The sequence below is a fragment of the Hephaestia sp. MAHUQ-44 genome, from assembly GCF_023806085.1.
Classification (GTDB): Bacteria; Pseudomonadota; Alphaproteobacteria; order Sphingomonadales; family Sphingomonadaceae; genus Sphingomonas.
Genome location: NZ_JAMSLX010000002.1, coordinates 290,541 through 315,597 on the forward strand (window position 1 = coordinate 290,541; position 25,057 = coordinate 315,597).

Consider the following 25,057-nt stretch of genomic DNA (forward strand, 5'->3'; position numbering starts at 1 on the left):
TCTCGGGCAGCGGAAGCGGTATTTGGAGAAAGATCCCAGCCTTCGCTGGGATGACGGTGTAAGAAATGACTGAATCAACCTACCGCATCCAGGGCGCAACGGGCGAATGGGAGGTCGTGATCGGCCTCGAAGTTCATGCGCAGGTAACCTCGAACGCCAAATTGTTCTCGGGCGCGTCGACCGCGTTCGGGGCGGAGCCCAATACGCAGGTCAGCCTGGTCGACGCGGCGATGCCGGGGATGCTGCCGGTGCTCAATCGCGAGTGCATCCGTCAGGCGGTGCGCACCGGCATGGCGATTGATGCGCAGATCAACAAATGGTCACGGTTCGATCGCAAGAACTATTTCTACGCCGATCTACCGCAGGGCTATCAGATTTCGCAGCTTTATCATCCGCTTGTCGGTGAAGGTTCGATCGATATCGAGGTCGATGACGCGACCAAGACGATCGGCGTCGAGCGCATCCATGTCGAGCAGGATGCAGGCAAGCTGATGCACGATCAGCACCCGACGCGCTCTTATGTCGATCTCAACCGTTCGGGCGTCGCGCTGATGGAGATCGTCAGCCGGCCGGATATGCGGTCGCCTGCGGAAGCAGGGGCTTACCTGCGGAAGCTGCGATCGATTCTGCGTTATGTCGGCAGTTGCGACGGCAATATGGAAGAAGGCTCGATGCGCGCCGACGTCAACGTCTCGGTGCGCAAACCCGGCGACGAACTGGGCACGCGGACCGAGACCAAGAACGTCAATTCGGTGCGCTTCGTGATGGCGGCGATCGAGCATGAGGCGAACCGCCAGATCGACGTGCTCGAAGCGGGCGGGCGGATCGTTCAGGAAACGCGGCTCTACGATCCCGATACCGGCACGACCCGGTCGATGCGATCGAAGGAAGATGCGCACGATTATCGCTATTTCCCCGATCCCGATCTGCTGCCGCTCGAACTCGACGATGCCTTTCTCGACGAATGCCGCGCGAGCCTGCCCGAACTGCCCGGCGCCAAGCGCGCGCGCTACTTGAGCCAAGGCATCACGCCGTACAATGCCGGGGTGTTGACCGCCGAGGTCGAAACCGCGCGCTGGTTCGATGCGCTGCTGGAAGCCGGAGCGGCACCGGTGCAGGCCTCGAACTGGGTCGCGTCCGAACTGTTCGGCGCGCTCAATCGGCTTGGCAAGGATATCGAGCAAAGCCCGGTAAGCCCTTCGCAGGCAGCGGAACTGCTCGGTCTGGTGGCCGATGGTACGCTGTCGGGGAGCCTCGCCAAACAGGTGTTCGAGATCATGCTCGAAACCCGCGACGATCCGAGCAAGATCGTCGAGGAGCGCGGGCTCAAGCAGACCAGCGACACCGGCGCGATCGAGGCCGAGATCGCCAAGGTGATGGCCGCCAACCCGGACAAGGTCGCCGATTATCGCGGCGGCAAGGACAAGCTCTTTGGCTTCTTCGTCGGCCAGACGATGAAGGCGATGCAGGGCAAGGCGAACCCGCAGGTCGTCAATGAACTGCTCAAGAAGACGCTGGGGTGACGCCGCTCGCGCTGGCCTCGATCGCGCTGTTCGCGGTTGCGCCGGCGGTTGCGCAGGAGGCGCCCGGCCGGGCGCCGATGACCGAGGCAGCGGCCGAACCCGATGCCGATCTGCCGCGCGTTGCGATCCAGACCAGCGCAGGCCCCATCGTCGTCGCGCTCGATACCGAGCGCGCGCCGATCACTGCGAACAATTTTCTCGCTTATGTCGATCAGCACAAGCTCGATGGGGTGACCTTCTATCGTACCGTCAAAGTGCAGGATCGCTTCGGTTTCGTGCAGTTCGGCGTCAATGGCGATCCCGTTTTGAGCCTGCCGCCGATCCGGCACGAGCCGACCAGCGAAACCGGGGTGCACCATGTCAGCGGTACGCTCTCGATCGCGCGGCTCGAACCGGGCTCGGCGCGCGGCGAATTCACGATCATGGTCGGCGATCAGCGCCCCGGCTTCGATGCCGATCCGGCTGCCCCCGGCGACAAACTGGGCTATGCCGCGTTCGGCCATGTCGTCGAGGGGATGGACGTGGTCGAAAGGATCATGGACGCGCCCGTCGATCCCGCCGCCACGGTGCGCGGGGCATTCAAGGGGGAGGTACCCGCGACGCCGGTCAAGGTCATCAGCGCGACGCGGCTGAAACCCTGACTATTGTCGGCTGATTTCCGCCGCGTTCAGCTATCCTGTTGCAGGAGCGTGATGCGCGCCTTGCCGTGGACGCGGCTGACGTCGATCGTGAAGCCCGCGACCGAGATTTCCTCGTCGCGTGCGGTCTCGATACTCACCCAGGTGGCGGGGCCCGTCCAGCCGAGCCGGGCGAGCTTGTCGAGTGCGACCGCGCCCGCACCCGTGGCGTAGGGCGGGTCCATCATCACCAGATCGAGCGGCGCGCGGGCCGGCCCGAGCGCAAGCACCGATTGCGCGCGGATATCGGCCCCCGTGGCGCCGAGCCTGGCGACATTGACGCGCAACGCGTCGAGCGCAGCGCGATCCTGCTCGACGAACAGGCATGAGGCGGCGCCGCGCGACAGCGCCTCGAGCCCGAGCGCGCCCGATCCCGCGAACAGATCCGCCACCGCCAGATCGTCGAAACTGCCGAGGCGGCTCGCGAGCATCGAGAATAATGCCTCGCGCGTGCGATCGGCGGTCGGGCGCGTCGCGTCGCCCTTCGGCGCGACCAGTGGCCGCCCGCGCCATTGACCGGCAATGACCCTCATGGGCGCTTGGGCCGGCCGCGCGGTTTGGGGCCGGGCTTGATCTTGGGTTTGGCCCAGCCTGCACCGCGCTTGGGTTTTGGCTTGGGCGTGGGAGCCGCGGTGGCGCCAGCCTTGGTGCCGCGCCCGCGATCCTCGGCGTCGCGTGTCGGGCGGTCGCGGCCCTGCGGCGGCGCGCCCCGCGCGTTGGATGCGACGCGCTCGCGTGGTACCCGCGCTCGTATCGTCTCGGCGGGTCCGGTGCGGGGCGATGACCCGCCCGGCTTCCGGGCGCGGGGGGGAGGGGCGTGCGTATCGCCCCTCTCGGGTTCCGCTGGCGGTTGCGCGGGCGCGTGGCGCGCCTTCAGCGCCGCGACCTCGACCGGGGCGTCGCTTTTGGTGCCCCTGGTGAGCGTTTGCCGGAACGCGACCAGATCGTGCTGGCGCACTTCGCCAATGCCGCCCACCGGCAGGTCGCCGAGCACGAACGGGCCGTAGCGAACGCGAATCAGCCGCGAGACTTCGAGCCCGAGATGTTCGAGCACGCGGCGTACTTCGCGGTTCTTGCCCTCCTTGAGGATCAGTTCGATCCACACATTGGCGCCGGTGCGGCGCTCCAGATTGGCGTCGATCGCGCCGTAGCGGATGCCGTCGATCTCGACACCCTCGATCAGATCTTCGAGCTGGGCCTGGCTGACGTTGCCATAGGCGCGCGCGCGATAGGCGCGTTCGACGCCGGTCGACGGCAGTTCGAGTTGCCGCTTGAGCCCGCCGTCGGTGGTGAGCAGCAGCAGCCCTTCGGTATTGTAATCGAGCCGCCCGACCGGGATCAGGCGCGGCAGATCACGCGGCAGGCGATCGTAGATCGTCGGCCGTCCTTTCGGGTCGCGCTCGGCGGTGAGCACGCCTGCGGGCTTGTGAAAGACGAACAGCCGCGTCGGCTGCGGTGCCTCGACGGGGTTGCCGTCGACGGTGATGCCGTGGAGGGAGACGACGAGTGTCGCGGGCGTATCGAGCGTTTTGCCGTGGATCGCAATGCGGCCATCGGCGATCATCCGCTCGATCTCGCGCCGCGAGGCGATGCCGGCACGGGCGAGCAGCTTGGCGATGCGCTGCGGGTCTTTGGGGGCAGGAGAGCGTGACACGCCGCGGCCATACATCCTTTTTGAGCCCCGCGTTCAAAAACTTTGCGCCGCGTCGGCGGTTCGGGCGTTAGAGAATGCAGCCGTAACGGGATCGCCATGCGAGCAGGCCGGCGTAAGAGGCGAAAAGGATGATGTTCGCAAAAAAAGATCGTCGGATCAGTCGCTTGCTGATCGTCGAGGACGAGCCGCTGGTGGCGTTCGATACCGAGCGTTATCTGGCGGACGAAGGCTTTGGCATCGCCGCGACGGTGGACACGGTGACGGCGGCGATCGCGCATGTGAACAGCGGTGCCGCGATCGACCTGGTGCTGGTCGATGTCATGCTCCCCGACGGTAGCGGAATCGCGGTTGCCGAAGCAGCGCATGCGCGCGGCATCCACGCGCTGTTCGTCACCGGCGACTGCCCGTCGGCGGCGCGCGGCGTGGCAGCGGGATGCCTCGCCAAACCCTATGCCCAGCGCGACCTGTTGCAGGCGATCTGCGCGATCGAGGATGTGCTGCGCGGCCGGAAGCCCCGGCGATTGCCCCCAAGCTTCAACCTGTTTCTCGAAACCGCGGCCTGAACGCCTTTCCTCCGCGCATTTTGGCGCTAGAGTCGGTCCGGTTCTCATAGAACCGGATCGACTCTGAATTATCTTCTGCTTGCCGCGATTTCCGGGTCGCCAGATGATTCCATCTGGCTCGAAATCACTCTAGGGTCTGCGCCGTTATTGGCGGGAGCAACGCGTGGACACGATCGTCGGGAAGCGAAGCTGGTTGGAGGGCGTCAAGCCCTATATCGAAAAGGCGCCGCTCGCCTCGTTCTTCCTCGGTATCTCGTCGGGCTTTCCCTATGCGATGATCGGCGCGACGCTGACCACGCGGTTGAAGCAGGCCGATATCGACAAGGCGACGATCACCGCCTTCGCGCTCGCTTTCCTGGTCTATAATGCCAAGCCGCTGTGGGCGTGGATCATCGATGGCGTGCGGCTGCCGGTGATCGGGCGGCTGGGGCAGCGGGTGTCGTGGATGCTCGTCATCGGCGCGCTGGTGATCGCCGCGGTGGCCAATCTGGCGCTGGTCGATCCGGCGCACGGTCTCGAATCAGTGGTGATCGCCGCGATCCTGGTCGGCTTTGCGGGCGCCAGTTTCGATATCGTGATCGATGCCTATCGGATCGAGATCCTCAAGCCCTACCAACTCGGGGTCGGCTCGGGGATGGTGCAATATGGCTGGCGGATCGGTTCGGCGCTCGCGGGCGGGCTGGCACTGGTGCTTGCGGCGCGCGTGGGGTGGCAGATCGCCTATCTGGCGTGCGCGGGGTTCGCGCTGCCGGCGATGCTCACCGCCTTGCTCTATGGCGAGCCCGAGCGGCGCCAGCAGATCGCCAGACGCGGCGCGCGCGCGGCGTTGCGGGCGATCTGGGGGCCGTTCGTCGAATTCTTCCAGCGCGCCGGCGCGCTGGTGGTGCTGCTGTTCATCCTGATCCACAAGATCGGCGACACGCTTGCCAATCTCACGCTGCGGCTGCTGTTCGACGATCTCGGTTATACCAACGATCAGATTGCGGTGTTCGATATCGGCGTCGGTTTCTGGGCGTTCCTCGTCGGGATTTTCGTGGGCGGGGTGCTCTACGCCAAATTGGGGCTCAAGCGCTCGGTGCTGCTCAGCCTGGTGCTGATGGGCGTGTCCAATTTCAGCTTCGCGGCGCTGGCGATGGCGGGGCATACCAACCTGGGCATGGCCGCCGCGGTGGGATTCGAGAATTTCGCAAGCGGGATCGGCGGGGTGACGGTGGTCGCCTATTTCTCGGCGCTGTGCGATCTGCGCTTCACCGCCGCGCAATATGCGCTGATCTCGGCGGCAGCGAGCATCGTCGGGCGCGTGCTGACCGGGACGACCGCCGGATCGCTGGTCGAGGCGCTGGGCTATGTCGATTTCTATCTGTTGACGACCGCCGCCGCCTTGCCGGGAATATTGTTGTTCTGGTGGATGGCCCGCAGCGGCCTCGTCGATCGCTCGATGGGGAGCGCGGGAACCGAAGGCGAAGGCGAGAGCGAGGGGGGCGACGCGCGCACCGAGGGCGGTTGAAGTTCTGCGCTGTTTCGGGTTCTCTGAAACAGCGGCGGCACCGGCCCGCTCCCTTATCCGCCGATCGGTCGCCCTGCATCGGCAAACGCTGCGCCGACCGCAGCGGCGCTCGCGAGCACGCTATCCACCGCGCGGGTGCCGAGTTGATCGACGAGCAATAGTCGCGCCGATTCGGGGCTGCTCCCGGCGCGGGCGAGAATTTCGAGCAACGCCGCTTCGGAGGCGGTGGCGCGCGCGCAGCAGCAGGGCGCGATCGCGATCGGCTGCGTCGCGGTGCGGGCCACATCGAGCATGAACGCGCGCATCAGCACCAGCGGGCGACGGAAGCTCTGGCCGAACGCGGTGAGGAAGCCGTGCGCAGCGCACGCATCGTTGAGCCCGTGCGCGCCCAGCCGCCGGATCGCGAACAGCACGAGCCGGGCGTCGTTCCCTTCCGGGAGCGGGTGGGGAAGGGCGTGGACGATGCTGTGGCTGGTGGTCATGCGCGACTCCTCGATGCGGACGCGCATGCTCCCAAAGCTGCTATTGCAAGTCAATCGCAAATAAGAATCAGACCGGCAGTTCGTCGTTGGCGGCCAACACCTCGCCCGCGAGATAGAGCGAGCCGACGATCAGGACCGCCGGGGCAGGGGCATCGTGCCGCGCTGCGATCTGCCGCAGCGCATCGCTGACCGTATCGGCAATGCCGGTTTCGAGCCCCAGCGCCGCCGCGGTGCCGGCGAGTGCCTCGGGGGCGTGCGCGGCGTGGCCGGCGATCGGCACCGCCGTCAGCGACACCGCCTGCCGTGCGAGCGGCGCAAGGAAGCCGGTCGCATCCTTGTTGGCGAGCATCCCGCATATCAGATGGAGCGGCCGATCGCCGCGCAGATCGGCGATCGCGGTCGCAACCGCGGCGCCCGCGGCCTGATTGTGCCCGCCATCGAGCCATATGGCGCTGCCGGGCGGCAGCAGGCGGGTCAGCGGCCCATCGGCGAGCTGCTGCATCCGCGCCGGCCATCGCGTGCGGCGCGCGGTGGCGTCGAACGCAGCGGTGGGGATCGCGAGCCGTGTCTGGTGACGCAGCATCGCGATCGCCAGCGCAAGGTTGCCGGGCTGGTGCGGGCCGGGGAGGTTGGGGAGCGACGTCTCGACCGCGCCGTGCGCGTCGCGATAGCGCAGGCGATCGCCGTGCAGGGCGAAGGACCAATCGACGCCCAGCGCCTTGACCGGTGCGCCGGCCGCCGCCGCGACCTCGGCGATACGGCGCGCCACGCTCTCGGCATAATGCATCGTCACCAGCGGCACGCCCGCTTTGGCGATCCCGGCTTTCTCGGCGGCGATTCCCTCGGCGCTGTCGCCGAGAAAGGCCTGATGGTCGATCCCGAGTTGGGCGATGCCGGTGACGAGCGGGTTGGTGAGGATGTTGGTCGCATCGAGCCGCCCGCCGAGCCCGACCTCGACGATGCAGGCGTCGGCCGGCGTGCGCGCGAAGGCGAGGAACGCCACCGCGGTGGTGACCTCGAAAAAGCTCGCATCGAGCCCGCCGGCGTGATCGAGCACCTCTTCGAGCAGGGCCGCCAGCGTTGCATCCGCGATCAGCGTGCCGGCGACACGAATCCGCTCGTTGAAGCGCACCAGATGCGGGCTCGAATAGACGTGCGCGGTGAGCCCCGCCGCCTCGATCGCGCCGCGCAGGAACGCGCAGGTCGAGCCCTTGCCGTTGGTCCCCGCGACATGAAGCACGGGTGGTAGATCGTGCTGCGGGTTGCCCAGCCGATCGAGCAGCCGGGTGATGCGGTCGAGCCCGAGGACATCGGCGCCGGGCGAGAGCGACCACAGCCGATCGAGTTGGCGCTGGACGGCCGGGTTGGAGGAGATGGCGTGATCGGGCATTCATTTTTCCTCCCGCACGCGGGAGGGGAGGGCCATCTTATGCCGCCTGCCGCGCGCCGGTGGAGAGATAATCGATCACCGCGGCGAGTTTGTGCTTCAGCTCCTTGCGGTGGACCACCATGTCGATCAGCCCGTGCTCGAGATAATATTCGCTGGTCTGGAAGTCCTCGGGCAGCTTTTCGCGGATCGTGCTTTCGATCACGCGGCGGCCGGTAAAGGCGAGCGTCGCTTTGGGCTCGGCGATCTGGACGTCGCCCAGCATCGCATAGGCCGCCATCACGCCACCCGAGGTGGGATCGGTGAGGACGACGATATAGGGCAGCCCCGCGTCGTGGAGCATCTGGATCGCGACCGTCGAGCGCGGCATCTGCATCAGGCTGAGAATGCCCTCCTGCATCCGCGCGCCGCCCGAGGCGGTGAAGATGACATAGGGGCAGCGATCTTCGATCGCGGCCTCGACCCCGGCGACGAACGCCTCGCCGACCGCAAGCCCCATCGATCCGCCCATGAAGGCGAAATCCTGGACCCCGACGACGGCCTTGTGACCCTCGATCGTGCCGCGCGCGTTGAGCAGCGCATCCTGCCGCCCGGTGCTGGTGCGCGCGGCCTTGAGGCGATCGACATAGCGCTTTGAATCGCGGAACTTGAGCGGGTCTTCGGTCACCTTGAGCGCGGGCAATTCGCTGTAACTGCCCTCATCGAACAGATAGGCGAAGCGATGCGTCGGCCCGATCCGTTCGTGATGATCGCATTTGGGGCAGACGTAGAGATTGTCCTCCAATTCCTTGGTGAACACCATCTGCCCGCAGCCCTTGCACTTGTGCCACAAATTCTCGGGCGTCTGCGCCTTGGGGACAAAGGGGAGCGCGTTACGGACGCGGGTGAGCCAGCTCATGCGTGTTCCTTACCTAGCCTCACGGATCGCCGAGGCGAGGGAGGCGATATAGGCGCGAACGGGCTCGGGTGCATCCGTGCCGTGTTGCGCGACGATGTCGATAATCGCCGATCCGACGATCACCCCGTCGGCAACGCGCGCGATGTCGGCGGCCTGTGCGGGGGTGCGGACGCCGAAGCCGACCGCGACGGGCAGGTCGGTGGCGGCCTTGAACCGGCCCACCGCCTCGGCGATCGAGGTCTGCGCGGCTTGTTGCAGCCCGGTGATCCCGGCGACCGAGACGTAATAGAGGAACCCGCCCGCGCCATCGAGTACCGCGGGCAGGCGCGCGGCATCGGTGGTGGGGGTGGCGAGGCGGATCGGCGCGATCCCCGCCGCGCGCAATTGCGGCCCCAGCGCGTCGTCTTCCTCGGGTGGCACGTCGACACAGATCACGCCGTCGATCCCGGCATCGGTGCAGGCGGCGGCGAACCATTCGGCGCCGCGCCGCAGGATCGGGTTGGCATAGCCCATCAGCACCAGCGGCACGTGCGGGTGACGCGCGCGGAAATCCTTGGCGATCGCGAGGATGTCGGCGGTTCGCGTGCCCGCGCCGAGGCTGCGCAGGTTCGCGGCCTGGATCGCGGGGCCATCGGCCATCGGATCGGTGAAGGGCATCCCGAATTCGATCACGTCGGCGCCGCCGGCCACCAGCGCGTCGAGGATCGCCGGGGTGGTCGCCGGATCGGGATCGCCGATCGTCAGAAAGGTGATCAGCGCCGCGCGGTGCTCGGCGGCCGCGCGGGCGAAGGCGGCGGTGAGGCGCGCGCTCATATCGCCGTCCCCAGTGCTTCGGCAACGGTGAAGATGTCCTTGTCGCCGCGACCCGAGACGTTGACGACGATGATCTGATCCTCGCGATATTCACGCGCCTTGGCGGGTAATGCTGCCAACGCGTGCGAACTTTCGAGCGCCGGAATGATGCCTTCGGTGCGGCAGCAGAGCTGGAACGCGTCGAGCGCCTGGCTATCGGTGATCGGAATATAATCGACGCGGCCGCTCTCGTGGAGCCAGCTATGTTCGGGGCCGATGCCGGGATAATCGAGCCCGGCCGAAATCGAATGTGCCTCCGCGATCTGGCCGTCCTCGTCCTGGAGGAGATAGGTCTTGTTGCCGTGGAGGATGCCGGGGACGCCGCCGTTGAGGCTTGCGGCATGCTTGCCGGTGCCGATCCCGTAGCCTGCCGCCTCGATGCCCAGCATCGCGACTTGTGGGTCGTCGAGGAACGGATGGAACAGCCCGATCGCATTCGAGCCGCCGCCGACCGCGGCGATCAGCAGATCGGGCAGGCGCCCTTCGGCCTTCAGGATCTGCGCGCGGGTTTCGGTGCCGATCACGCTCTGAAAGTCGCGGACCAGTTCGGGATAGGGGTGCGGGCCGGCGGCGGTGCCGATGATGTAAAAGGTGTCGTGGACGTTGGCGACCCAATCGCGCAGCGCCTCGTTCATCGCATCCTTGAGCGTCTCCGCCCCGGCCGTCACCGGACGGACCTCGGCGCCGAGCAGCTTCATGCGGAAGACGTTGGGCTTCTGCCGCTCGACATCCTTGGCGCCCATGAAGATCGTGCACGGCAGCCCGAAGCGCGCGGCCACGGTGGCGGTGGCGACGCCGTGCTGGCCCGCGCCCGTCTCGGCGATGATCCGCGTCTTGCCCATCCGGATCGCGAGCAGGATCTGGCCGATGCAATTGTTGATCTTGTGCGCGCCGGTGTGGTTCAGTTCCTCGCGCTTGAAATAGATTTTGGCGCCCATCCCCGCGGGCGCATCCTTGCGCAGCGTCTCGGTCAGCCGCTCGGCGTAATAAAGCGGGCTCGGGCGACCCACATAATGTTCGAGCAGATCGTCGAACTGCGCCTTGAACGCCGGATCGGCCTTGGCGGCACGATATTCGCGTTCGAGATCGAGGATCAGCGGCATCAGCGTCTCGGCGACATAGCGGCCGCCGAAATCGCCGAAATGCCCGCGCGAATCGGGTTGCTGGCGCAGGCTGTTCGCCCGCGCGGGGGGCTGGGTGGGGATGGAATTTGCGGTCATGGCTAGCTGGCGGCTTTAAGGAATGCGGCGATCTTGTCCACATCCTTGGTGCCGGGCGCGGATTCGACGCCCGAGGAAACGTCGACCAGCGTGGCGCCCGTGCGGGCGATCGCGTCGGCGACATTATCGGGCGAAAGGCCGCCCGACAGCGCCCAGGGCAGGGGATGGCGGATGCCGTCGAGCAACGCCCAGTCGAAACGCAATCCCATGCCGCCGGGCAGGGGCGCATTGTCAGGGGTCTTGGCGTCGTAGAGCAGGCGATCGGCGGCCTCGACATAATCCCGTCCGGCGTCGAGATCGGCGCGCGTCTTGACTGGAATCGCGGCCCATATCTCGCGACGAACGCGCGCGCGGATCGCGGCGGCGCGCTGGGGGCCGGTCTTGTGAAGCTGGATCGCGTCGAGCCGGCCGGCGGCGATGGCGGCATCGAGCAGCGCATCGTCGGGATCGACGAACACGCCGACCTTGACCAATGCGCCCGGCACCTTTGCGGCCAGCGCAGCGGCGCGCTCGGGCGTCACGTTGCGCGGGGAAGGGGGGAAAAAAACGAAGCCGACATGGCTCGCCCCGCCCGTCATCGCGGCGGCGAGCGTTTCCGGCGTCGACAGCCCGCAAATCTTGACGCTGGTCATGGCCGGTCGCTTAGCGCGCGAGGCGGCAAGGCGATAGGGGTGGTCGTGATCGCCGTTAGAAACTGGCCCCGTCGACCGTCTGGATCGTCAGCGTATCGAGATCGATGCCCGGCACGCAGCGCAGGTTGACCGCCCGGACCTCGCTGCCGTCGGGGCCTTTGCCCTCGGCAAAAGGCTGCGCACCGCAGATGCTGCAGAAACGGTGGCGGATCGCGTGTTTGTTGAACCGATAGTCGGTCAGCACCGCATCGCCCGCGGTCAAGCTGAAGACATCGGCGGGCAGGAAGGCGAGCAGGAAGCCCTTGCGGCGGCAATGCGAGCAATTGCAGCTCAGCGCGGTCTGTGGCGCGTCGGCGGTGACGGTGAAGACCACCGCGCCGCAATGGCAGCTACCCTCGAAGGCCATCGGTGCTCCTCCTCCTTCGCCTCAGAGCGTCGCGCCGATCTCGCGCGCGGCGAGGTCGGGATCGGCCGCCAGCGTGATCGGGCGGCCGACGACGATGATCGACGCCCCCGCATCGAAGGCGGCGCGCGGGGTCACGACGCGCTTCTGGTCGCCGACCGCGCCATTGGCGGGGCGGACGCCGGGCACGACGAAAAAACCCTTGGGCCAGGCCTGATACGCCTCGGCGACTTCGGCGCCCGAACAGACGATGCCGTCGATGCCCGAGGTCATCGCCAGCTCGGTCAGACGCAGCACCTGGTCGCGCGGGGAGCGATCGACGCCGATCGCCTTGAGATCGCGCGCGTCGAGGCTGGTCAGCGTCGTCACCGCGACCACCTTGGTGCCGAGCGGCGCGGCGGCCTTGGCATCTTCGAGCATCGCGCGGCCGCCCGAGGCGTGCACCGTCAGGATCGCCGGTTCGAGCGGGCGCAGCGCCTGAATCGCCTTGCCGACGGTGTTCGGAATGTCGTGGAACTTGAGATCGAGGAAGATCGGCAACCCGATCTCGTGCATTTCGTGGACGCCCGCGCGCCCGTTCGCCATGAAAAATTCGAGCCCCAGCTTGATCCCGCCGACATGGTGGCGGACGCGGGCGGCGATTTCTTTTGCCTTGTCGAGCGACGGCGTGTCGATCGCGACATAAACCCGCGTCGTCATGCGGCACCCGGCGTCAGGAGCGGGGGGGCGTCGTTCTCGTCGCTGCGCGGGGTGGGCGCGGCGGGTTCGGGCGCCGGCGCCGGTTCGGCCACCGCGACGGTTTCACGCACCACGGCCAGCGACCGCTCGGCCGCCGCCAGCCGCTGCCGCAGCCGCCAGCGGATCGCGTGCTGATACACCAGCGTCGGCAGCAACCCGGCGAGGAAGCAGACCGTGACGAGGATCGGCACCTTCACATCGGCAACCAGATCGTTCCAGAGGTGGACGTGGGTGATCTCGTTCCAGTTGCCGAACACGAACGCCGCGACCAGCACGGCGATGAGGAACCAGAACAGGCCCTTCAGAAACTGCATCGGGGGCGGGCCTCCATGCCATCAAACCAACGGGGGAGCCTATTACGGCGCACACGTTTTGGCCAGAGCTTCGGGACGATCGGGGTTCAGGGCAGGCCGACTTCGGCACGGATCACATCGATCAGGCCGCCGACCGCGCCGAGCCGATCCTGTTCCTCGTCGAGGATCGCGTGAAACGCGGCGCGCTTGATCGCCGCCACCCGGCCGGGTTTCATCCGCGCGGTTGCGGGCAGTGTCGAGACGATGATGTCGATCATCCGCTCGGCGCCGTGGAGCCGCCCCCACAGATAGTCGTTCTCGCGATAGGCGCGGCTGAAGAATGCTCCGAAACTGTTGAACTGAATGCCTTTCAGTGTCGCTTCCGCACCGCCCTCGCGGATCGAGCGGGCATCGTCGGGGGCGATGCGATCGACCTGGATCGGATCGAATTCGTCGAGCCCTTCGCCTTGCAGCAACGGCAGCGTCGCGACGTCGTAATAGGAAAAGCCGAGATAGGTGAGCAGCAGCGGTCGCCGCACGTTTTTGGGGAGTGCCGCGAGCGCGGTGGCGAGGCGCTCGTCGGTGGCGTCGTCGAGATGGCGCAGATCGAGCGATTCGGCGAGGCGCTCGAGCAGCGGGCCGGCATCGGTGCGCAGCCGCCGGGCATCGCCGCGCAATCGGAGATGGAAATCGGTGCGCTTGCGTTCGAGATAACCCGCAAGCGATTCGTACAGCGCGTCGCGGAACGGCGTGATGACGGCCTCTTCATGCGCCTCCTCGATATCGCTCAGCCGCCGGGTGAGCAGCCGCAACCGGCGTATCCGGAAGCCGAGATCGAAATCGCGCAGGAATGCGACGGTCGCGTCGCTCGCGCCGCCAACGAAAGTCGGGCCGGCCTCACCGAAGCCACGGTCGCGTACCGCCTGTTCGGTAAGGCTGTGGATGCGGTGCCAGCGATCGGGGCCGATCTCGCCGCCGACCTGATAGAGCAGCATCGCGACCGCATCGACGACGCGGGATATCTTGAGCTGGCCGTAACCGGCATAGCTGTAGCCGGCCTTCTTGCCCGCGGCGATTTGCGCGCGGCGGCGCCAGCCCGCGAGCCGCGCCGCGGTGGGGCGATCGAGGAACAGGGTGTGGCCGAACACCGCCTCGATCTCGCCTTCGACCTCGGGGGCGATGTCCGAGATGACGCGGCGCATCTGTTCGATCCGGCGCGAGCGCTCGGCGATCGCGTCGAGATTGTCGCGGATCGGCTGCTTGCGCGGCAATTCGGAGATCGCGCCGAGGATCGTCTGGAAAAAGCCCGGCGTGCTGGTGCGCGCGCCGTCGCCGAGGTGAAATTTGGTTCCCGGCGAGGGATCGATATAGACGAAACGGCGATCGACCGGGCGCCGTGCGGGGCGTTCGCGCAGCGCATCGATCGCGGGTTTGAACGGTGCGTTGGCGAGCACCGATCCGTCGATCAGCGCGGCCTCGTCGATCGCATTGGCGGCGGCCTGACGCGGCAGCATGCGGCGCAGGAAGGCGGCGCGGCCGGGCCAGGCGAGGTTGCGATCGGCGAGCACGCCATCGAGTTCGCCGACGGTGAAGGGCGGGAAGGCGCCCGGAAAGCTCGAGGTCGCGCGCGCGGCAAAGGCAAGCTCGGCGGCATGGCCCAAGGCGTCGCCACCTTCGCCGTGATCGCTGAACGGAAAGACGAGGCGATGCTCGGTCTCGATCACTTCGGGCGGCGAGTTGAGCCGCAGCCGCTCGGGGTGGCCGCGAAAATCGGTGACGGTGACGAACAGATCGAGCGGCTGGCCATCGGGGAGGAGGCGCGGCCCGGCCGGGGCCGCTTTCATCGCCGCGAGCGCATCGAGCAACATGCCGGTGAAGCGTGCGCCCCCGAACGGCGGTTCGAACCAGCGCGACCGGACGAAATGCGAAAGCTTGGCGCGGACTTCGTCGCGCGCGCCCGATTCGACCAGTTCCTCGATATCCTGATCGGTCCGGCGTGCCGCCATCCACGCCAGCGGCAGCGCCCACATCTTCGAATAACGCGACGAGGGCGCGGCTTCGGGATCGATCAGCGCTTCGACATCGGCTTTCTCGAACCACAGGTCGGTGAGCGGTTCGAGGCTCTGCCCGGTCGCGATCGCCTGCGCGAGGAACACGCCGTTGATGCCGCCCGCGCTCGCGCCCGCGACGATATCGATCAGGACGCGCAGCCGCAGCTTCTGCTCGACCTCGATTTCCTCGAGCAACGCGCGATAGACGCCCTGGCTGCCGTCGCCGGCCGTGTCGCCGGCGATGAACGCCCGGCTGGCGCGCGCGACCCGCCAGATCTCCTTGGTGATGCCGTGCATGTAAACGGCAAGGCTGATCCCGCCGTAACAGACGAGGGCGAGACGAATTTCCTTTTCGCGCATTGGCTGGCCTACATCCCCGTCCGTTCGTGCCGAGCGTGTCGACGCACCGTGTTTCCTTCGGCTGTGGTGTAGAAAGAAGAGCGGCCCTTCGACAAGCTCAGGGCGAACGGTTCATTTCGAGCGTCGCCCAGATCGGCAGGTGATCCGATGCCTTGCGCGCGGCGGGGCTCAGGTGGACGCCGGCCGCCGCGACGGTCAATTCGTCGGACACCATGATCCGGTCGAGCCGCGCGATCGGGCGGCGGGCGTGGAAACTGGGGCCGGTTTCGGCGACGTGATAGGTGCGGCCGAAATCGCGCAGGCAGCCCGCCATCGCGCTCCATTCGTTGAGATCGCCCATCAGCACCGTCGGGTAATGATCGGTGCTGACCTCGATATGCGCGAGGATCGCGGCGGCCTGGCGGCGGCGCCACAGCCCCGAAAGATCGAGATGCATCCCGATCACGCGCACCGTTGCGCCGTTGAGCGCGATATCCGCCATCACCGCGCCGCGCGGTTCGAGCGCGGGCAGATGGATCGGTTCGCAATCGATGATCTCGGCGTGCTTGCGCACGAGGATCGCGTTGCCATGCCACCCCATCGAGGCCGCGCGCGCGCCGAACGGCACGGCCTTCCAGGGGCTATGCTCTTCGAGCAGATGCGGCATGATGACCTGACCGCGCCCGCCGAACCGGCGATCGGCCTCTTGCAGGCAGATGATATCGGCGTCGATCTCGCGCAGCACCTCGAGCGTGCGATCGGGGCGGCGGCGGCGATCGGTGCCGATCCCCTTGCGCATGTTGTAGCTGGCGACCTTGATCATTCCGAGTTCATTCTAACGAGGTAACGCGGCGCCGATTGCCGAAGTTTCACGCAGACCCTAGGAAACCCGCATGAAGGGAATCATCCTGAGCGCCGGCAACGGCTCACGCCTGCTGCCGTTGACGCGCGATATGCCCAAATGCCTGGTCGACGTCGAGGGGCGGACGATCCTCGATCGGCAGATCGCGGCGCTGGCCGAGGCCGGGGTGACGCAGGCGGTGGTCGTCGTCGGCTATCGCGCGCGACGGGTGCAGGCGCATCTCGATGTGGCGCCGCCGCCGATGCCCGTGGCTCTCGTCTACAATCCGTTCTGGCGGGTCGCGAGCAGCATCGGCAGCGTCTGGGCCGCGCGCGATCATCTCGACGCGCCGTTCGTGCTGATGAACGGCGATACGGTGTTCGAGCCATCGGTGATCGTCGGCGCGATTCGCGATGCGGGCGCGGGGCTGGGGCTGCTTGTCGAGCCGCTCAAGGGGCATGAGCAGGACGATATGCTGGTCGAGGCGTGCGACGGCCGGGTCCGCGCGGTCGCCAAGACGCTGTCGATGGAGCACGCCACGCACCGCTCGCTCGGCGTCGTGCTGGCGCCGCGACCCGAGGATGCGGTGGCCTATCGCCGCGCGCTCGACGAGGTGATCGCAGCGCCCGACGGAACGCAATCCTACCATCACGATATCGTCGACTGGCTGGCGGGTACCGCCGGGGTCAATGCGATCATCCGCCATCCGGGGACATGGCAGGAGATCGACCGGCCCGCCGACATCGCCCGCTGGACCCGCGAGCGCCGCCCCGCGTGATACGTCCCGTCGCTTTCCTTTTTCTCGGCGAAACGCTGCTCATCCCGCACCTTTACCCGATCGTCGAGGCGCTGGCCGAGGCGGCGCCCGATGTGCCGATCGACCTGTGGGTATCGACCTCGCTCCACGAACAGTTGATCGGCGGCTGGATCGCGGCGGCGGGCATAACCTCGGCGCGGATTCGCCGTGCGCCGGGCTTCCGGACGCTCCGTGGGTATGACGACGGCCGCAACCCGCCGCTTCCCGCCAAACTGCCGATGCTGTTCCGGCTTGCGCCCCGGCTCAACCGCGCCGCGATCGTGGTGTGCGCCGAGCAGACCAGCCTGTGGCTGCCGCGGGTGCTGCCGATGCGGCCGAAGTTCATCAACACGCTCCACGGCGCGGGCACGATGATGACGCGCGGCGACAAGCGGCGGCAAGCGGCGTGGAAGACGCTGGTGCCGAGCGCGGGCGAATGCGCGGCGCTGGCCGCACACGGGGTCGATCCGGGCGCGATCGTCCCGATCGGCTACGTCAAGGCAGGGTTCCGCCATCGCACGGCGGCACGCACATGGTTCGCCGACGATCGGCCGATCGTTCTTTACGCGCCGCATTGGCAGCAGCATCGCTCGTCTTGGTGGCAATGGGGGCCGCGCGCGATCGAGGCCGTGCGCGCGAGCGGTCGCTACAATCTGATTTTCGCGCCGCACCAGCGACTGCTCGAAAAGGCGTCCGACCTGCGCGAGGTCGCCAGTCGAATCGCCGGGCAGCCCGGCGTCCATTGCGATCTCGACAGCTTCGCGATGGTCGATGGCAGTTATACGGCGGCGGCGGACCTGTATCTGGGCGATACGTCGAGCCAGGTCGTCGAATTCCTGATGCAACCGCGGCCGTGCGTGTTCCTCGATCCGCTCGGCGTCGCGTGGCAGGGCGATCCTTCCTATGCGATGTGGGCGGCGGGCGAGGTGGTGACCGATGTTGCCACGCTCGATGCCGCGCTCGCGCAGGCGCCGGCGCTTCATGGCGGGTTCGAGCCCGCGCAAAGGGCATTTGCCGAGGCGCAGCTTGGCGATGTGAGCGGCGCAGCAGCAGCACGCGCTGCCCGAGTCATCCTCGACGCGCTCGCTCAACCGTCCTATCGGGCCGCGCAATGACGACAGCAATCACACAGACGGCCGCGGCGATTCTGCCGATCGGCGATAATGAAACGCTTCTCTGGGGCATGACCGCGCGCGAACGGCTGCGGCGTATCGCCGTGGCGCACAAGCTCGCCTTCGACAGCGCGGCGCCGGGCAATGTGCTGCTCGCCAATCTCGATTATGTGTTCGATCCCGCCTGGGTGGCGCATCTGGTCGACAAACCCGGCACCGTGGTGACGCGCGACGGCGTGCCCGTGCTCGCGCATATCGCGACCGATGCGCAGGGCCGGGCGGTGATTGCCGCCATGCAGACGCGCAAGCGGCTGCGGCCCGCGGGTGGGCTGATCCTGCTGCCCGCCGAGGCCGAGGCGGGCATTTTCAACGAAGCGCTGCGCAAGCGCGAGCGACCCTTTGCCGAGCGGCTGGTGCCCGAAAAGGTGCCCGCGATCGAGCGCGCAAGCTATGACGGAGCCTATAAGGGCGTCACCGATCTGCTCACCAAATATCTGTGGCCGACCTGGGCGTTCCACCTGACGCGGGTTGCCGCGCGGTTCGGCATGTCGCCCAATCAGGTCACCGCGATCGGATCGCTGTTGTGCATCATTGCCACGATCGCGTTCTGGATCGGCTGGTTCTGGACCGGGCTTGCCACCGGGCTTGCATTCATGGTGCTCGATACCGTCGACGGCAAGCTGGCGCGGTGCACGATCACCTCGTCGGCGCTGGGCAATGCCTGGGATCACGGGGTCGATCTGGTCCATCCGCCGATCTGGTGGTGGGCCTGGGCGGTGGGCTGCGCGGCCTATGGCCTGCCGTTGAGCGATACGATGTTCTGGATCGTGATCGGCACGATGCTGTTCGGCTACGTCGCGCAGCGGCTGATCGAAGGCGCGTTCATCGTGCGTTTCGGGATGCACATCCATGTATGGCGCCGATTCGACAGCTGGTTCCGGCTGATTACCGCGCGGCGCAATCCCAATATGGTGATTCTGTTCGCGCTGCTGGTGATCGGCCGGCCCGATTGGGGGATCATCGCGGTTGCGGGCTGGACGTTGATCTCGCTGATCGTCCACCTCGTCCGGCTCTTTCAGGCGATGGAAGAAAAGGCGAGCGGGCACGAGATCAGAAGCTGGCTCGCCTGAGCGTTTGCTTGGGAAATCGCGAAAGAGCGATTTCCGAGGCGGCACCGGCCCGCTCCCCCACCCGGCCACCCAACGCCAGTATCCTATGGGTGGCCGGGTGGGGGAGCGGGCCGGCACCGAACGATGTGAAATCCGCCTTTGGCGGCATTTCAGATCGAACACTGACGCCGATGGCGTGGCGCCATCGGTACGAGGAGGTTGGCGCACGTGGTTCGGTCGATCCTGTTGGGAAGCCTCGCGGCAGCGGCGCTGTCGGCACCGCCCGCGCACGCAGCGGAGGCATGCGATGGCGTGGCCGGCGCGGGCAAGGTCAAGCTGACGGTCACGGCCGAGGGCGTGCGCAGCGCGGCGGGCGAAGTCGCCTTCACGCTTTACGGCGATGACCAGCGTCGTTTCCTCGCCAAGGGCGGCAAAGCCGGCCGCGTCCGCACGGCCTCGGTCGCCCCACGGACCTCGGCGTGTTTCTGGGTCACGCCCGGCCATTATGCGGTGGCGATCTATCATGACGAGAATGGCGACCGGACGTTCAACCGCACGCTGACCACCCCCAAGGAGGGGTTCGGCTTTTCGAACGACGCGCCGACCACGCTCGGGCTGCCGTCGTTCGCCAAGGTGCGCTTCGCGGTGCCCGCGGGCGATATGACGATGCGGATCAGGATGCGTTACGCGCGCTGATCGGGCGCGTGGCCGCGCCCGGTCTTGTCAATGGCCGCATTCCCGCCCATTTGTTGCGCCAAGGAACAATGGTCCCCGCAGTAACGTAGGTGGGAACCATGACAATCACGATACAGGCGGTTGATTCTTGAGCAACGGACCTCACGCTTATGCGCGATTTGATGGCGGCGCTCTGATCGCGCGCACGCGCCATGATGATCGCGTGGTACGCCCGCTCGTGCTGGCGCGGCCGTCACCGGTCACGCTGGCGCCGGGGACGTATCCGTTGCCGCGTGTCGGCGTGGTCAGCAACCCCAAGAGCCACCGCAATCGCGCGCGCGCGCGCCGCGTGCTCGAATTGCCCGGCGACGTGCGCTTCGAAACCCCGGCGAGCTGGGCGGCGCTCAACGAAACGCTCGAACGCTTTGCTGCCGAAGGCGTCGATCTGCTGATCGTCGATGGCGGTGACGGCACAGTGCGCGATGTGATCAGCGCGGCACCTGCGGCCTTTGGCGACCGGATGCCACGCCTCGCGGTCTTGCCGTCGGGCAAGACCAACGCACTCGCGCTCGATCTCGGCGTGCCGCTCGACTGGACGGTGGTGGATGCCGTGCAGGCGGCGGCGCGCGGCCGGTTCGTCCGCCGGGCACCGATCGAAATCTATCGCGACGGCGCCGATCAGCCCGATGTACGCGGGTTCCTGTTCGGGGCGGGTGCCTTCGTGCGCGCAACCAAGGTGGCGCAGCGCACGCATCGCTTCGGCGCGTTCAACGGGCTTGCGGTCGGGCTGTCGCTGGCGCTGGGCATCGCGCAGACCTTGTTCGGCACGGCGCGCAATCCGTGGCGTATCGGCGAACGGATGCGGTTGACGACCGATGACGGGCGCGATGCCGATCGATCGTTCTACCTGCTGTTCGCCTCGACGCTCGAACGCTTGCCGCTGTACCTCAAGCCGTTCGGCCGCCGGCGCGCGGGGCTGAAGCTGCTCGCGGTCGATGCACCGCCCAAGCGGATGGTGCTGACGGTGCCGCCGCTGTTGGCGGGCTCGGAATCAGGGTCGCTCGATCGCGCGGGCTATCGTCGCGCCGATCTGCGTGCGTTCGATCTGTCGCTCGAAGGCGGATTCATCCTCGACGGCGAACTGTACCGGGGCGGCGATCTCACCGTCCGTGCGGGCGCACCGATCGACTTTGCGGTGCCGTGACGGCGCTGGGCGCCCTCGTCGCGCGCGAGCTCGGCGTCGACACCCCGCCCGCCGTCTCCACCGCCGCGGCCAGCCTGGCCGAGGCGATGGGCGGCGTCGCGGTGCTGTTCTACGGCTCGGTGCTGCGGACCGGCGACCTTTCGGGCGTGATCGATTTCTACGTGTTGACCGAAAAGGCGGGCGGGGGCCGGGTACGCCGGCTGGCGAACCGCTGGCTGTGGCCCGAGGTCAGCTATCACGAGATCGCGGTGGGCGAGGCCACGATCCGCGCCAAGGTGGCGACGATGCCGCTCGATATTTTCGAGCGCGCGGCCGGCGGCGAGGCGCTCGACACGACGATCTGGACGCGGTTCGTCCAGCCCTCGGCGCTGGTCTGGGTCCGCGACGAGGCGATTGCAACGCGCGTGCGCACCGCCGTGGGCGCCGCAGCGATGACCGCCGCAGGGTTCGCGGCGATGCTGGGGCCGGCCGAGGGCATACCGCGCGCGTTCTGGAAGGCGCTGTTCGCCGAGACCTACCGCACCGAATTCCGGGTCGAGAAGAAAGGTCGCGAGGATCAGATACTTGCGTTCGATCCCAAACGCTTCGATGCGTTACTGCCTGCGGCATGGGAAGCTGGAGGAATCGCTTTTGCAACGGCCGGGGACGGTCTGGAGCCCCGGCTCGCGCCGGATCGCGCGCGCGCGCTGCGGCGGGCGTGGAAGGCGCGGCGACGGATGGGCAAGCCGCTCAATTTCGCGCGGCTGCTCAAGGCCGCGTTCACCTTCGACGGCGCCACGCGCTACGCCTTGTGGAAGATCGAGCGGCATACCGGGCTTGCGATCGCGCTGACGCCGTGGCGTGAACGTCACCCGATCCTTGCCGCGCCGGGCGTGCTGTGGCGCGTGTGGCGGACGGCCGGGTCACGGTGAGCGGCTTCAACGCGCTGATACTGGCCGGGTCGCGTGGCGGGCCCGATCCGGTCGCGACCTATGCCGGTGTCGCCGACAAGGCGCTGATCGAGATTGAGGGCGAAACCATGCTCGCGCATGTCGTGGGCGCGCTGCGTGCGGCGGGGGCGGGGCGGATCGGCGTTTCGGCCTCGACACCCGCGGTGACTGCGGCAGCGCATGCGCTGGGAGCCGAGATCGTCCCCGCCGCACCCGGCCCGAGCCAGAGCGCGGCGGCGGGGCTGGCGGCGCTCGGTACGCCGCTGCTGCTCACCACCGCCGATCACGCGCTGCTGCGCCCCGAATGGGTGCGGGCGTTTCTGGATGAAGTGCCCGGCGACGCCGATGTCGCGGTGCTGCTTGCGCGGCGCGACGCGATCGAGGCGGCGGCGCCCGCGACGCAGCGCACCTATCTGCGCTTTGCCGATGGCGACTGGTCGGGGTGCAATCTGTTCCACTTCGCCACCTCGCGCGCGGCGGCGGCGATCGAACTGTGGCAACAGGTCGAGGCCGATCGCAAGCGACCGTGGCGGATCGTGCGGCGGCTGGGGCCGGGCTTGCTGTTCCGCTATCTGACGCGGCGGCTGACGCTGGCCGACGCCATCGCGCATCTCGGCAAGCGCGCGGGCGTGACGGCGCGGGTCGTTGCCGCGCATGACGGCCGGGCGGCGATCGATGTCGACAAGCCCGCCGATCTCGATCTCGTGCGTCAACTCGTTGCGGGTGGCTGACCCTTAGCGGCGGCGCGCGTGCTTTGCGCGTAGTGGATCACCGCCGCGCCGAGCAACACCGCGCCGGCGAGCGACCCGGCCAGCACGCCGATCCCGGCGCCGACTTCGCCCATGCGCGGCAGCAGCATCACCGTCGTCACCAGCAGCACCGCGACCGCGGCGGTACGCGCGACCATCGCGGTGCCGGCGCGGTGGACCGCCATCAGCACCGGCTCGAAGCTCACCGTCGCGAGATCGACGCAGCCCGCCGCGGCCAGCCAGAGCAGCAGCGGCCCGGCGTCCGAAAAGCTGTTGCCGCCGACCAGCACGAGGATCGGTTTGCCTGCCACCGCGACGATGGCAAGGATCAGGATCGCCGCGGCCGACGACGCCCAGAACAGGCGGGCGAGGATGCGTGGCAGTCGCGCGGCGGCGGGCGAGCGCACCGCGCGCACGATCTCGGGAAAGGCTGCGCGGGCAAGCAATTGCGACAATTTGGCGAGCGCCTGCGCGATCTGGAACGCGAGCCGGAACGCCCCTGCCGCCGCCGGGCCGACATAGCCGCCGACGAGCAGCAGCGGTACATGCTTGGTCGAAAGACTAAGCGACGAACTGGCGTTGGTGCTGAGCGTGAAGCGCACCAGCCCCGGATTGGCGGCGAGCAGCCGATAGCCGGGCGGCGGGCGCCTGACGAGCAGCCGCAGATCGCCGGTGCGTGCGAGGATGATCCAATAGGCGCCTGCCGTCACCAGTTCGGCCGCCGCCCAGGCGAGCAGGAAGCCCTCGACCGTCGGCAGCAGTGCCAGCGCGAGCCCCGCGCCGACGAAGCGCGTCAGCGGTGTGAGGCTGTCGGCGAGTGCCGATAGCGAAAAGCGGTCGCGCAGCCGCAATACGCCGAGCGGGGTCGATCGGATCGTGATGAGCTGGACCACCGCGAAGATCAGCGTGGCGCGCATCAGATCGGGGGTGATGCCGAAATCGCCGCCCCAGACCGCGAGGATCAGGATCGCCAGCGCGATGCCGACCAGCGCGCTCAGCACGTCAAGTCGCACGCACGCACGCAGCAGCGCGGCCAGCCCGACCTCGTCGTTGGCGTTGATGTGATCGACACCGTAACGGACCACGATCTGCCAGGTCTGAAAGCCGACGAGCAGCGCGATTGCCTGCGAGGCGCCGGTGATCAGCGCGAAGCGGCCGAAATCGGCGGCGCCGAGCGTCCGCGTCGCAACCCCGAGATAGACCAGCGACAGGATCGCGAGGACGCCACGGCTTGCGAGCAACCAGCCCAGGTTACGCGCCGCGGCGCGTACCCCTTTGGGCAGGCGGGCAAAGCCGCGGGGCAAGTGATCGTTCTCCATGCGCGAGCGCCGACTAAAGGGCTATCGCGCGCCCGGCAAGGGAGCCGGGCGCTGCACGGGGTGAAACGAGCGGCGCGGCATCAGGGGAGCAGCACCGTGGCCCCCTCGGTCGCGCCAGCTTCGAGCCGGCGGTGCGCCTCGGCGACGTCGGTAAGGGCCAGCGTCTGGCCGATCCCCGCTGAGATCGCGCCGCTGGCGAGCATTGCGAACACCCGGTCGATCACCTGCTGGCGTTCGTCGCGCGTCACGACGTAATCGAACAGCGTCGGCCGCGTCACGAACAGCGAGCCCTTGGCGGCCAGCATACCCAGCGCGACGCCTTCGACCGGGCCGCTCGCGCTGCCGAAGCTGACGATGAGGCCGCGCCGCGCGGCGCAATCGAGCGACTGCGCCCAGGTCGCCTTGCCGACGCCGTCGAAAATCACGGGGCAGCCCGTGCCGCCGGTGATCTCGCGCACGCGCGCCGCGACATCGGCCTGGCTGCGATCCAAGACATGATCCGCGCCCGCTTCGCGCGCGCGCGCAGCCTTGGCGGCACTGCCCACGGTGCCGATCACGGTCGCGCCGATCGCCTTGAGCCAGCCGACGAGGAGTTGCCCGACGCCACCGGCGGCGGCGTGGACGAGCACGGTCTGGCCGGCTTCGACCTTCGCGCAGCGTTCGATCAGGAATTCGACGGTCGATCCCTTGAGCATCAGCGCGGCCGCGCTCGCATCATCGACCGTGTCGGGAAGCCGCGAGAGATGCTCGGCGGGCAGGTTGCGATGGGTGGCATAGGCACCGCGTTCGGGGCCGAAGGTGGCGACACGGTCGCCCACGGCCAGCCCGGTGACACCCGGTCCCAAGGCTTCGACCACCCCCACGCTTTCCGAGCCGAGTTCGGCGGGCAGCGGCAGTTTATAGTCGCCGCGGCGGTGATAGATGTCGATGAAGTTGAGCCCCACGGCGGTGGTGCGCAACCGTACCTCGCCCGGCGCCGGATCGGGCAGATCCACATCGACCCATTGCATCACCTCGGGGCCGCCGGTTTGTTCGATACGGACGACGCGTGCCACATAACCTCCTGTTCGCCGCTTCGGGCATTCCATCATGCGTTGCGGGTTG

26 protein-coding genes are annotated in these 25,057 nt (G+C 67.8%); 11 read left to right on the forward strand and 15 right to left on the reverse strand.

Features of this window, described 5'->3' with window-relative positions; genetic code table 11:
- Positions 1-65 precede the first annotated feature (65 nt).
- Positions 66-1,523, forward strand: coding sequence for an Asp-tRNA(Asn)/Glu-tRNA(Gln) amidotransferase subunit GatB (gatB, locus tag NFE57_RS03520; protein WP_252134179.1), 1,458 nt, complete (start codon positions 66-68; stop codon positions 1,521-1,523).
- Between the two features lie 77 nt (positions 1,524-1,600).
- On the forward strand, positions 1,601-2,164 hold the full coding sequence (locus NFE57_RS03525; protein WP_252134285.1) for a peptidylprolyl isomerase: 564 nt from the start codon (positions 1,601-1,603) through the stop codon (positions 2,162-2,164).
- A gap of 26 nt (positions 2,165-2,190) precedes the next feature.
- On the opposite strand, the gene rsmD is transcribed toward NFE57_RS03525, so the two are convergent.
- Both rsmD and NFE57_RS03535 read right to left on the reverse strand, forming a co-directional pair.
- The gene (gene rsmD, locus NFE57_RS03530) at positions 2,191-2,733 is read right to left on the reverse strand and encodes a 16S rRNA (guanine(966)-N(2))-methyltransferase RsmD (protein WP_252134180.1); all 543 of its coding nucleotides are present in this window, start codon (positions 2,731-2,733) and stop codon (positions 2,191-2,193) included.
- On the reverse strand, positions 2,730-3,854 hold the full coding sequence (locus NFE57_RS03535) for a pseudouridine synthase (protein ID WP_252134181.1): 1,125 nt from the start codon (positions 3,852-3,854) through the stop codon (positions 2,730-2,732). Before NFE57_RS03535 ends, rsmD begins: the two co-directional genes overlap by 4 nt.
- 128 nt (positions 3,855-3,982) lie before the next feature.
- Here NFE57_RS03535 and NFE57_RS03540 point away from each other — a divergent pair, with 128 nt between their 5' ends.
- Positions 3,983-4,417: a response regulator gene (locus NFE57_RS03540; RefSeq protein WP_252134182.1), complete on the forward strand. Its 435-nt coding sequence runs from the start codon at positions 3,983-3,985 to the stop codon at positions 4,415-4,417.
- A 163-nt stretch (positions 4,418-4,580) separates the two neighbouring features.
- Positions 4,581-5,924 carry an AmpG family muropeptide MFS transporter gene (locus tag NFE57_RS03545; protein WP_252134183.1) on the forward strand — a complete coding sequence of 448 codons (1,344 nt, stop codon included), beginning with the start codon at positions 4,581-4,583 and terminating at the stop codon, positions 5,922-5,924.
- A 53-nt stretch (positions 5,925-5,977) separates the two neighbouring features.
- Here the strand turns inward: NFE57_RS03545 and NFE57_RS03550 are convergent, their stop codons facing one another.
- From NFE57_RS03550 to NFE57_RS03600, 11 genes are all read right to left on the reverse strand, one after another.
- A complete protein-coding gene (locus NFE57_RS03550) occupies positions 5,978-6,406 on the reverse strand; it encodes a DUF6628 family protein (RefSeq protein ID WP_252134184.1) in 429 nt (142 codons plus the stop codon).
- 67 nt (positions 6,407-6,473) lie between these two features.
- Positions 6,474-7,796: a bifunctional folylpolyglutamate synthase/dihydrofolate synthase gene (locus tag NFE57_RS03555; protein WP_252134185.1), complete on the reverse strand. Its 1,323-nt coding sequence runs from the start codon at positions 7,794-7,796 to the stop codon at positions 6,474-6,476.
- 37 nt (positions 7,797-7,833) lie between these two features.
- Positions 7,834-8,691: an acetyl-CoA carboxylase, carboxyltransferase subunit beta gene (gene accD / locus NFE57_RS03560; protein ID WP_252134186.1), complete on the reverse strand. Its 858-nt coding sequence runs from the start codon at positions 8,689-8,691 to the stop codon at positions 7,834-7,836.
- 9 nt (positions 8,692-8,700) lie between these two features.
- The gene (gene trpA, locus NFE57_RS03565) at positions 8,701-9,504 is read right to left on the reverse strand and encodes a tryptophan synthase subunit alpha (protein WP_252134187.1); all 804 of its coding nucleotides are present in this window, start codon (positions 9,502-9,504) and stop codon (positions 8,701-8,703) included.
- Positions 9,501-10,763, reverse strand: coding sequence for a tryptophan synthase subunit beta (gene trpB / locus NFE57_RS03570; protein ID WP_252134188.1), 1,263 nt, complete (start codon positions 10,761-10,763; stop codon positions 9,501-9,503). The genes trpA and trpB overlap by 4 nt, the downstream gene beginning before the upstream one ends.
- Positions 10,764-10,765: 2 nt before the next feature.
- The gene (locus NFE57_RS03575; protein WP_252134189.1) at positions 10,766-11,395 is read right to left on the reverse strand and encodes a phosphoribosylanthranilate isomerase; all 630 of its coding nucleotides are present in this window, start codon (positions 11,393-11,395) and stop codon (positions 10,766-10,768) included.
- A gap of 55 nt (positions 11,396-11,450) precedes the next feature.
- Positions 11,451-11,801, reverse strand: coding sequence for a GFA family protein (locus tag NFE57_RS03580; protein ID WP_252134190.1), 351 nt, complete (start codon positions 11,799-11,801; stop codon positions 11,451-11,453).
- 21 nt (positions 11,802-11,822) lie between these two features.
- Complete coding sequence (gene pyrF / locus NFE57_RS03585; protein ID WP_252134191.1) at positions 11,823-12,497, reverse strand: orotidine-5'-phosphate decarboxylase; 675 nt, start codon at positions 12,495-12,497, stop codon at positions 11,823-11,825.
- Positions 12,494-12,850, reverse strand: a complete 357-nt coding sequence (locus tag NFE57_RS03590) for a hypothetical protein (RefSeq protein WP_252134192.1) — start codon at positions 12,848-12,850, stop codon at positions 12,494-12,496. Before NFE57_RS03590 ends, pyrF begins: the two co-directional genes overlap by 4 nt.
- 86 nt (positions 12,851-12,936) lie before the next feature.
- A complete protein-coding gene (locus NFE57_RS03595) occupies positions 12,937-15,240 on the reverse strand; it encodes a patatin-like protein (protein WP_252134193.1) in 2,304 nt (767 codons plus the stop codon).
- Between the two features lie 97 nt (positions 15,241-15,337).
- A complete protein-coding gene (locus NFE57_RS03600; RefSeq protein ID WP_252134194.1) occupies positions 15,338-16,042 on the reverse strand; it encodes an endonuclease/exonuclease/phosphatase family protein in 705 nt (234 codons plus the stop codon).
- 70 nt (positions 16,043-16,112) lie between these two features.
- Here NFE57_RS03600 and NFE57_RS03605 point away from each other — a divergent pair, with 70 nt between their 5' ends.
- The 7 genes from NFE57_RS03605 (at position 16,113) to NFE57_RS03635 (ending at position 22,616) form a co-directional block, all read left to right on the forward strand.
- Positions 16,113-16,838, forward strand: a complete 726-nt coding sequence (locus NFE57_RS03605; protein WP_252134195.1) for a phosphocholine cytidylyltransferase family protein — start codon at positions 16,113-16,115, stop codon at positions 16,836-16,838.
- Entirely contained in the window at positions 16,835-17,971 is a 1,137-nt protein-coding gene (locus NFE57_RS03610; RefSeq protein WP_252134196.1) for a CDP-glycerol glycerophosphotransferase family protein, read from the forward strand. Before NFE57_RS03605 ends, NFE57_RS03610 begins: the two co-directional genes overlap by 4 nt.
- The gene (locus NFE57_RS03615; protein ID WP_252134197.1) at positions 17,968-19,098 is read left to right on the forward strand and encodes a CDP-alcohol phosphatidyltransferase family protein; all 1,131 of its coding nucleotides are present in this window, start codon (positions 17,968-17,970) and stop codon (positions 19,096-19,098) included. The genes NFE57_RS03610 and NFE57_RS03615 overlap by 4 nt, the downstream gene beginning before the upstream one ends.
- Before the next feature lie 207 nt (positions 19,099-19,305).
- Positions 19,306-19,773, forward strand: a complete 468-nt coding sequence (locus NFE57_RS03620; RefSeq protein WP_252134198.1) for a DUF2141 domain-containing protein — start codon at positions 19,306-19,308, stop codon at positions 19,771-19,773.
- 127 nt (positions 19,774-19,900) lie between these two features.
- A complete protein-coding gene (locus NFE57_RS03625; RefSeq protein WP_252134199.1) occupies positions 19,901-20,956 on the forward strand; it encodes a diacylglycerol/lipid kinase family protein in 1,056 nt (351 codons plus the stop codon).
- Positions 20,953-21,867: a hypothetical protein gene (locus NFE57_RS03630; RefSeq protein WP_252134200.1), complete on the forward strand. Its 915-nt coding sequence runs from the start codon at positions 20,953-20,955 to the stop codon at positions 21,865-21,867. The genes NFE57_RS03625 and NFE57_RS03630 overlap by 4 nt, the downstream gene beginning before the upstream one ends.
- Positions 21,834-22,616 (forward strand): nucleotidyltransferase family protein, encoded by a 783-nt coding sequence (locus tag NFE57_RS03635; RefSeq protein WP_252134201.1) that lies wholly within the window; start codon positions 21,834-21,836, stop codon positions 22,614-22,616. Before NFE57_RS03630 ends, NFE57_RS03635 begins: the two co-directional genes overlap by 34 nt.
- Here the strand turns inward: NFE57_RS03635 and NFE57_RS03640 are convergent.
- Positions 22,595-23,953: a lipopolysaccharide biosynthesis protein gene (locus NFE57_RS03640; protein ID WP_252134202.1), complete on the reverse strand. Its 1,359-nt coding sequence runs from the start codon at positions 23,951-23,953 to the stop codon at positions 22,595-22,597. The genes NFE57_RS03635 and NFE57_RS03640 overlap by 22 nt on opposite strands.
- Before the next feature lie 80 nt (positions 23,954-24,033).
- Positions 24,034-25,008 (reverse strand): quinone oxidoreductase family protein, encoded by a 975-nt coding sequence (locus tag NFE57_RS03645; protein WP_252134203.1) that lies wholly within the window; start codon positions 25,006-25,008, stop codon positions 24,034-24,036.
- Between the last annotated feature and the right edge of the window lie 49 nt (positions 25,009-25,057).

What these genes read in the sequence shown, in the direction of transcription:
- gatB (WP_252134179.1), top strand. Translation starts at nt 66, where the DNA reads ATGACTGAATCAACCTACCGCATCCAGGGCGCAACGGGCGAATGGGAG.
- NFE57_RS03525 (WP_252134285.1), top strand. Translation starts at nt 1,601, where the DNA reads ATGACCGAGGCAGCGGCCGAACCCGATGCCGATCTGCCGCGCGTTGCG.
- rsmD (WP_252134180.1), bottom strand. Translation starts at nt 2,733, where the DNA reads ATGAGGGTCATTGCCGGTCAATGGCGCGGGCGGCCACTGGTCGCGCCG.
- NFE57_RS03540 (WP_252134182.1), top strand. Translation starts at nt 3,983, where the DNA reads ATGATGTTCGCAAAAAAAGATCGTCGGATCAGTCGCTTGCTGATCGTC.
- NFE57_RS03550 (WP_252134184.1), bottom strand. Translation starts at nt 6,406, where the DNA reads ATGACCACCAGCCACAGCATCGTCCACGCCCTTCCCCACCCGCTCCCG.
- NFE57_RS03555 (WP_252134185.1), bottom strand. Translation starts at nt 7,796, where the DNA reads ATGCCCGATCACGCCATCTCCTCCAACCCGGCCGTCCAGCGCCAACTC.
- accD (WP_252134186.1), bottom strand. Translation starts at nt 8,691, where the DNA reads ATGAGCTGGCTCACCCGCGTCCGTAACGCGCTCCCCTTTGTCCCCAAG.
- trpA (WP_252134187.1), bottom strand. Translation starts at nt 9,504, where the DNA reads ATGAGCGCGCGCCTCACCGCCGCCTTCGCCCGCGCGGCCGCCGAGCAC.
- trpB (WP_252134188.1), bottom strand. Translation starts at nt 10,763, where the DNA reads ATGACCGCAAATTCCATCCCCACCCAGCCCCCCGCGCGGGCGAACAGC.
- NFE57_RS03575 (WP_252134189.1), bottom strand. Translation starts at nt 11,395, where the DNA reads ATGACCAGCGTCAAGATTTGCGGGCTGTCGACGCCGGAAACGCTCGCC.
- NFE57_RS03580 (WP_252134190.1), bottom strand. Translation starts at nt 11,801, where the DNA reads ATGGCCTTCGAGGGTAGCTGCCATTGCGGCGCGGTGGTCTTCACCGTC.
- pyrF (WP_252134191.1), bottom strand. Translation starts at nt 12,497, where the DNA reads ATGACGACGCGGGTTTATGTCGCGATCGACACGCCGTCGCTCGACAAG.
- NFE57_RS03590 (WP_252134192.1), bottom strand. Translation starts at nt 12,850, where the DNA reads ATGCAGTTTCTGAAGGGCCTGTTCTGGTTCCTCATCGCCGTGCTGGTC.
- NFE57_RS03595 (WP_252134193.1), bottom strand. Translation starts at nt 15,240, where the DNA reads ATGCGCGAAAAGGAAATTCGTCTCGCCCTCGTCTGTTACGGCGGGATC.
- NFE57_RS03600 (WP_252134194.1), bottom strand. Translation starts at nt 16,042, where the DNA reads ATGATCAAGGTCGCCAGCTACAACATGCGCAAGGGGATCGGCACCGAT.
- NFE57_RS03605 (WP_252134195.1), top strand. Translation starts at nt 16,113, where the DNA reads ATGAAGGGAATCATCCTGAGCGCCGGCAACGGCTCACGCCTGCTGCCG.
- NFE57_RS03615 (WP_252134197.1), top strand. Translation starts at nt 17,968, where the DNA reads ATGACGACAGCAATCACACAGACGGCCGCGGCGATTCTGCCGATCGGC.
- NFE57_RS03640 (WP_252134202.1), bottom strand. Translation starts at nt 23,953, where the DNA reads ATGGAGAACGATCACTTGCCCCGCGGCTTTGCCCGCCTGCCCAAAGGG.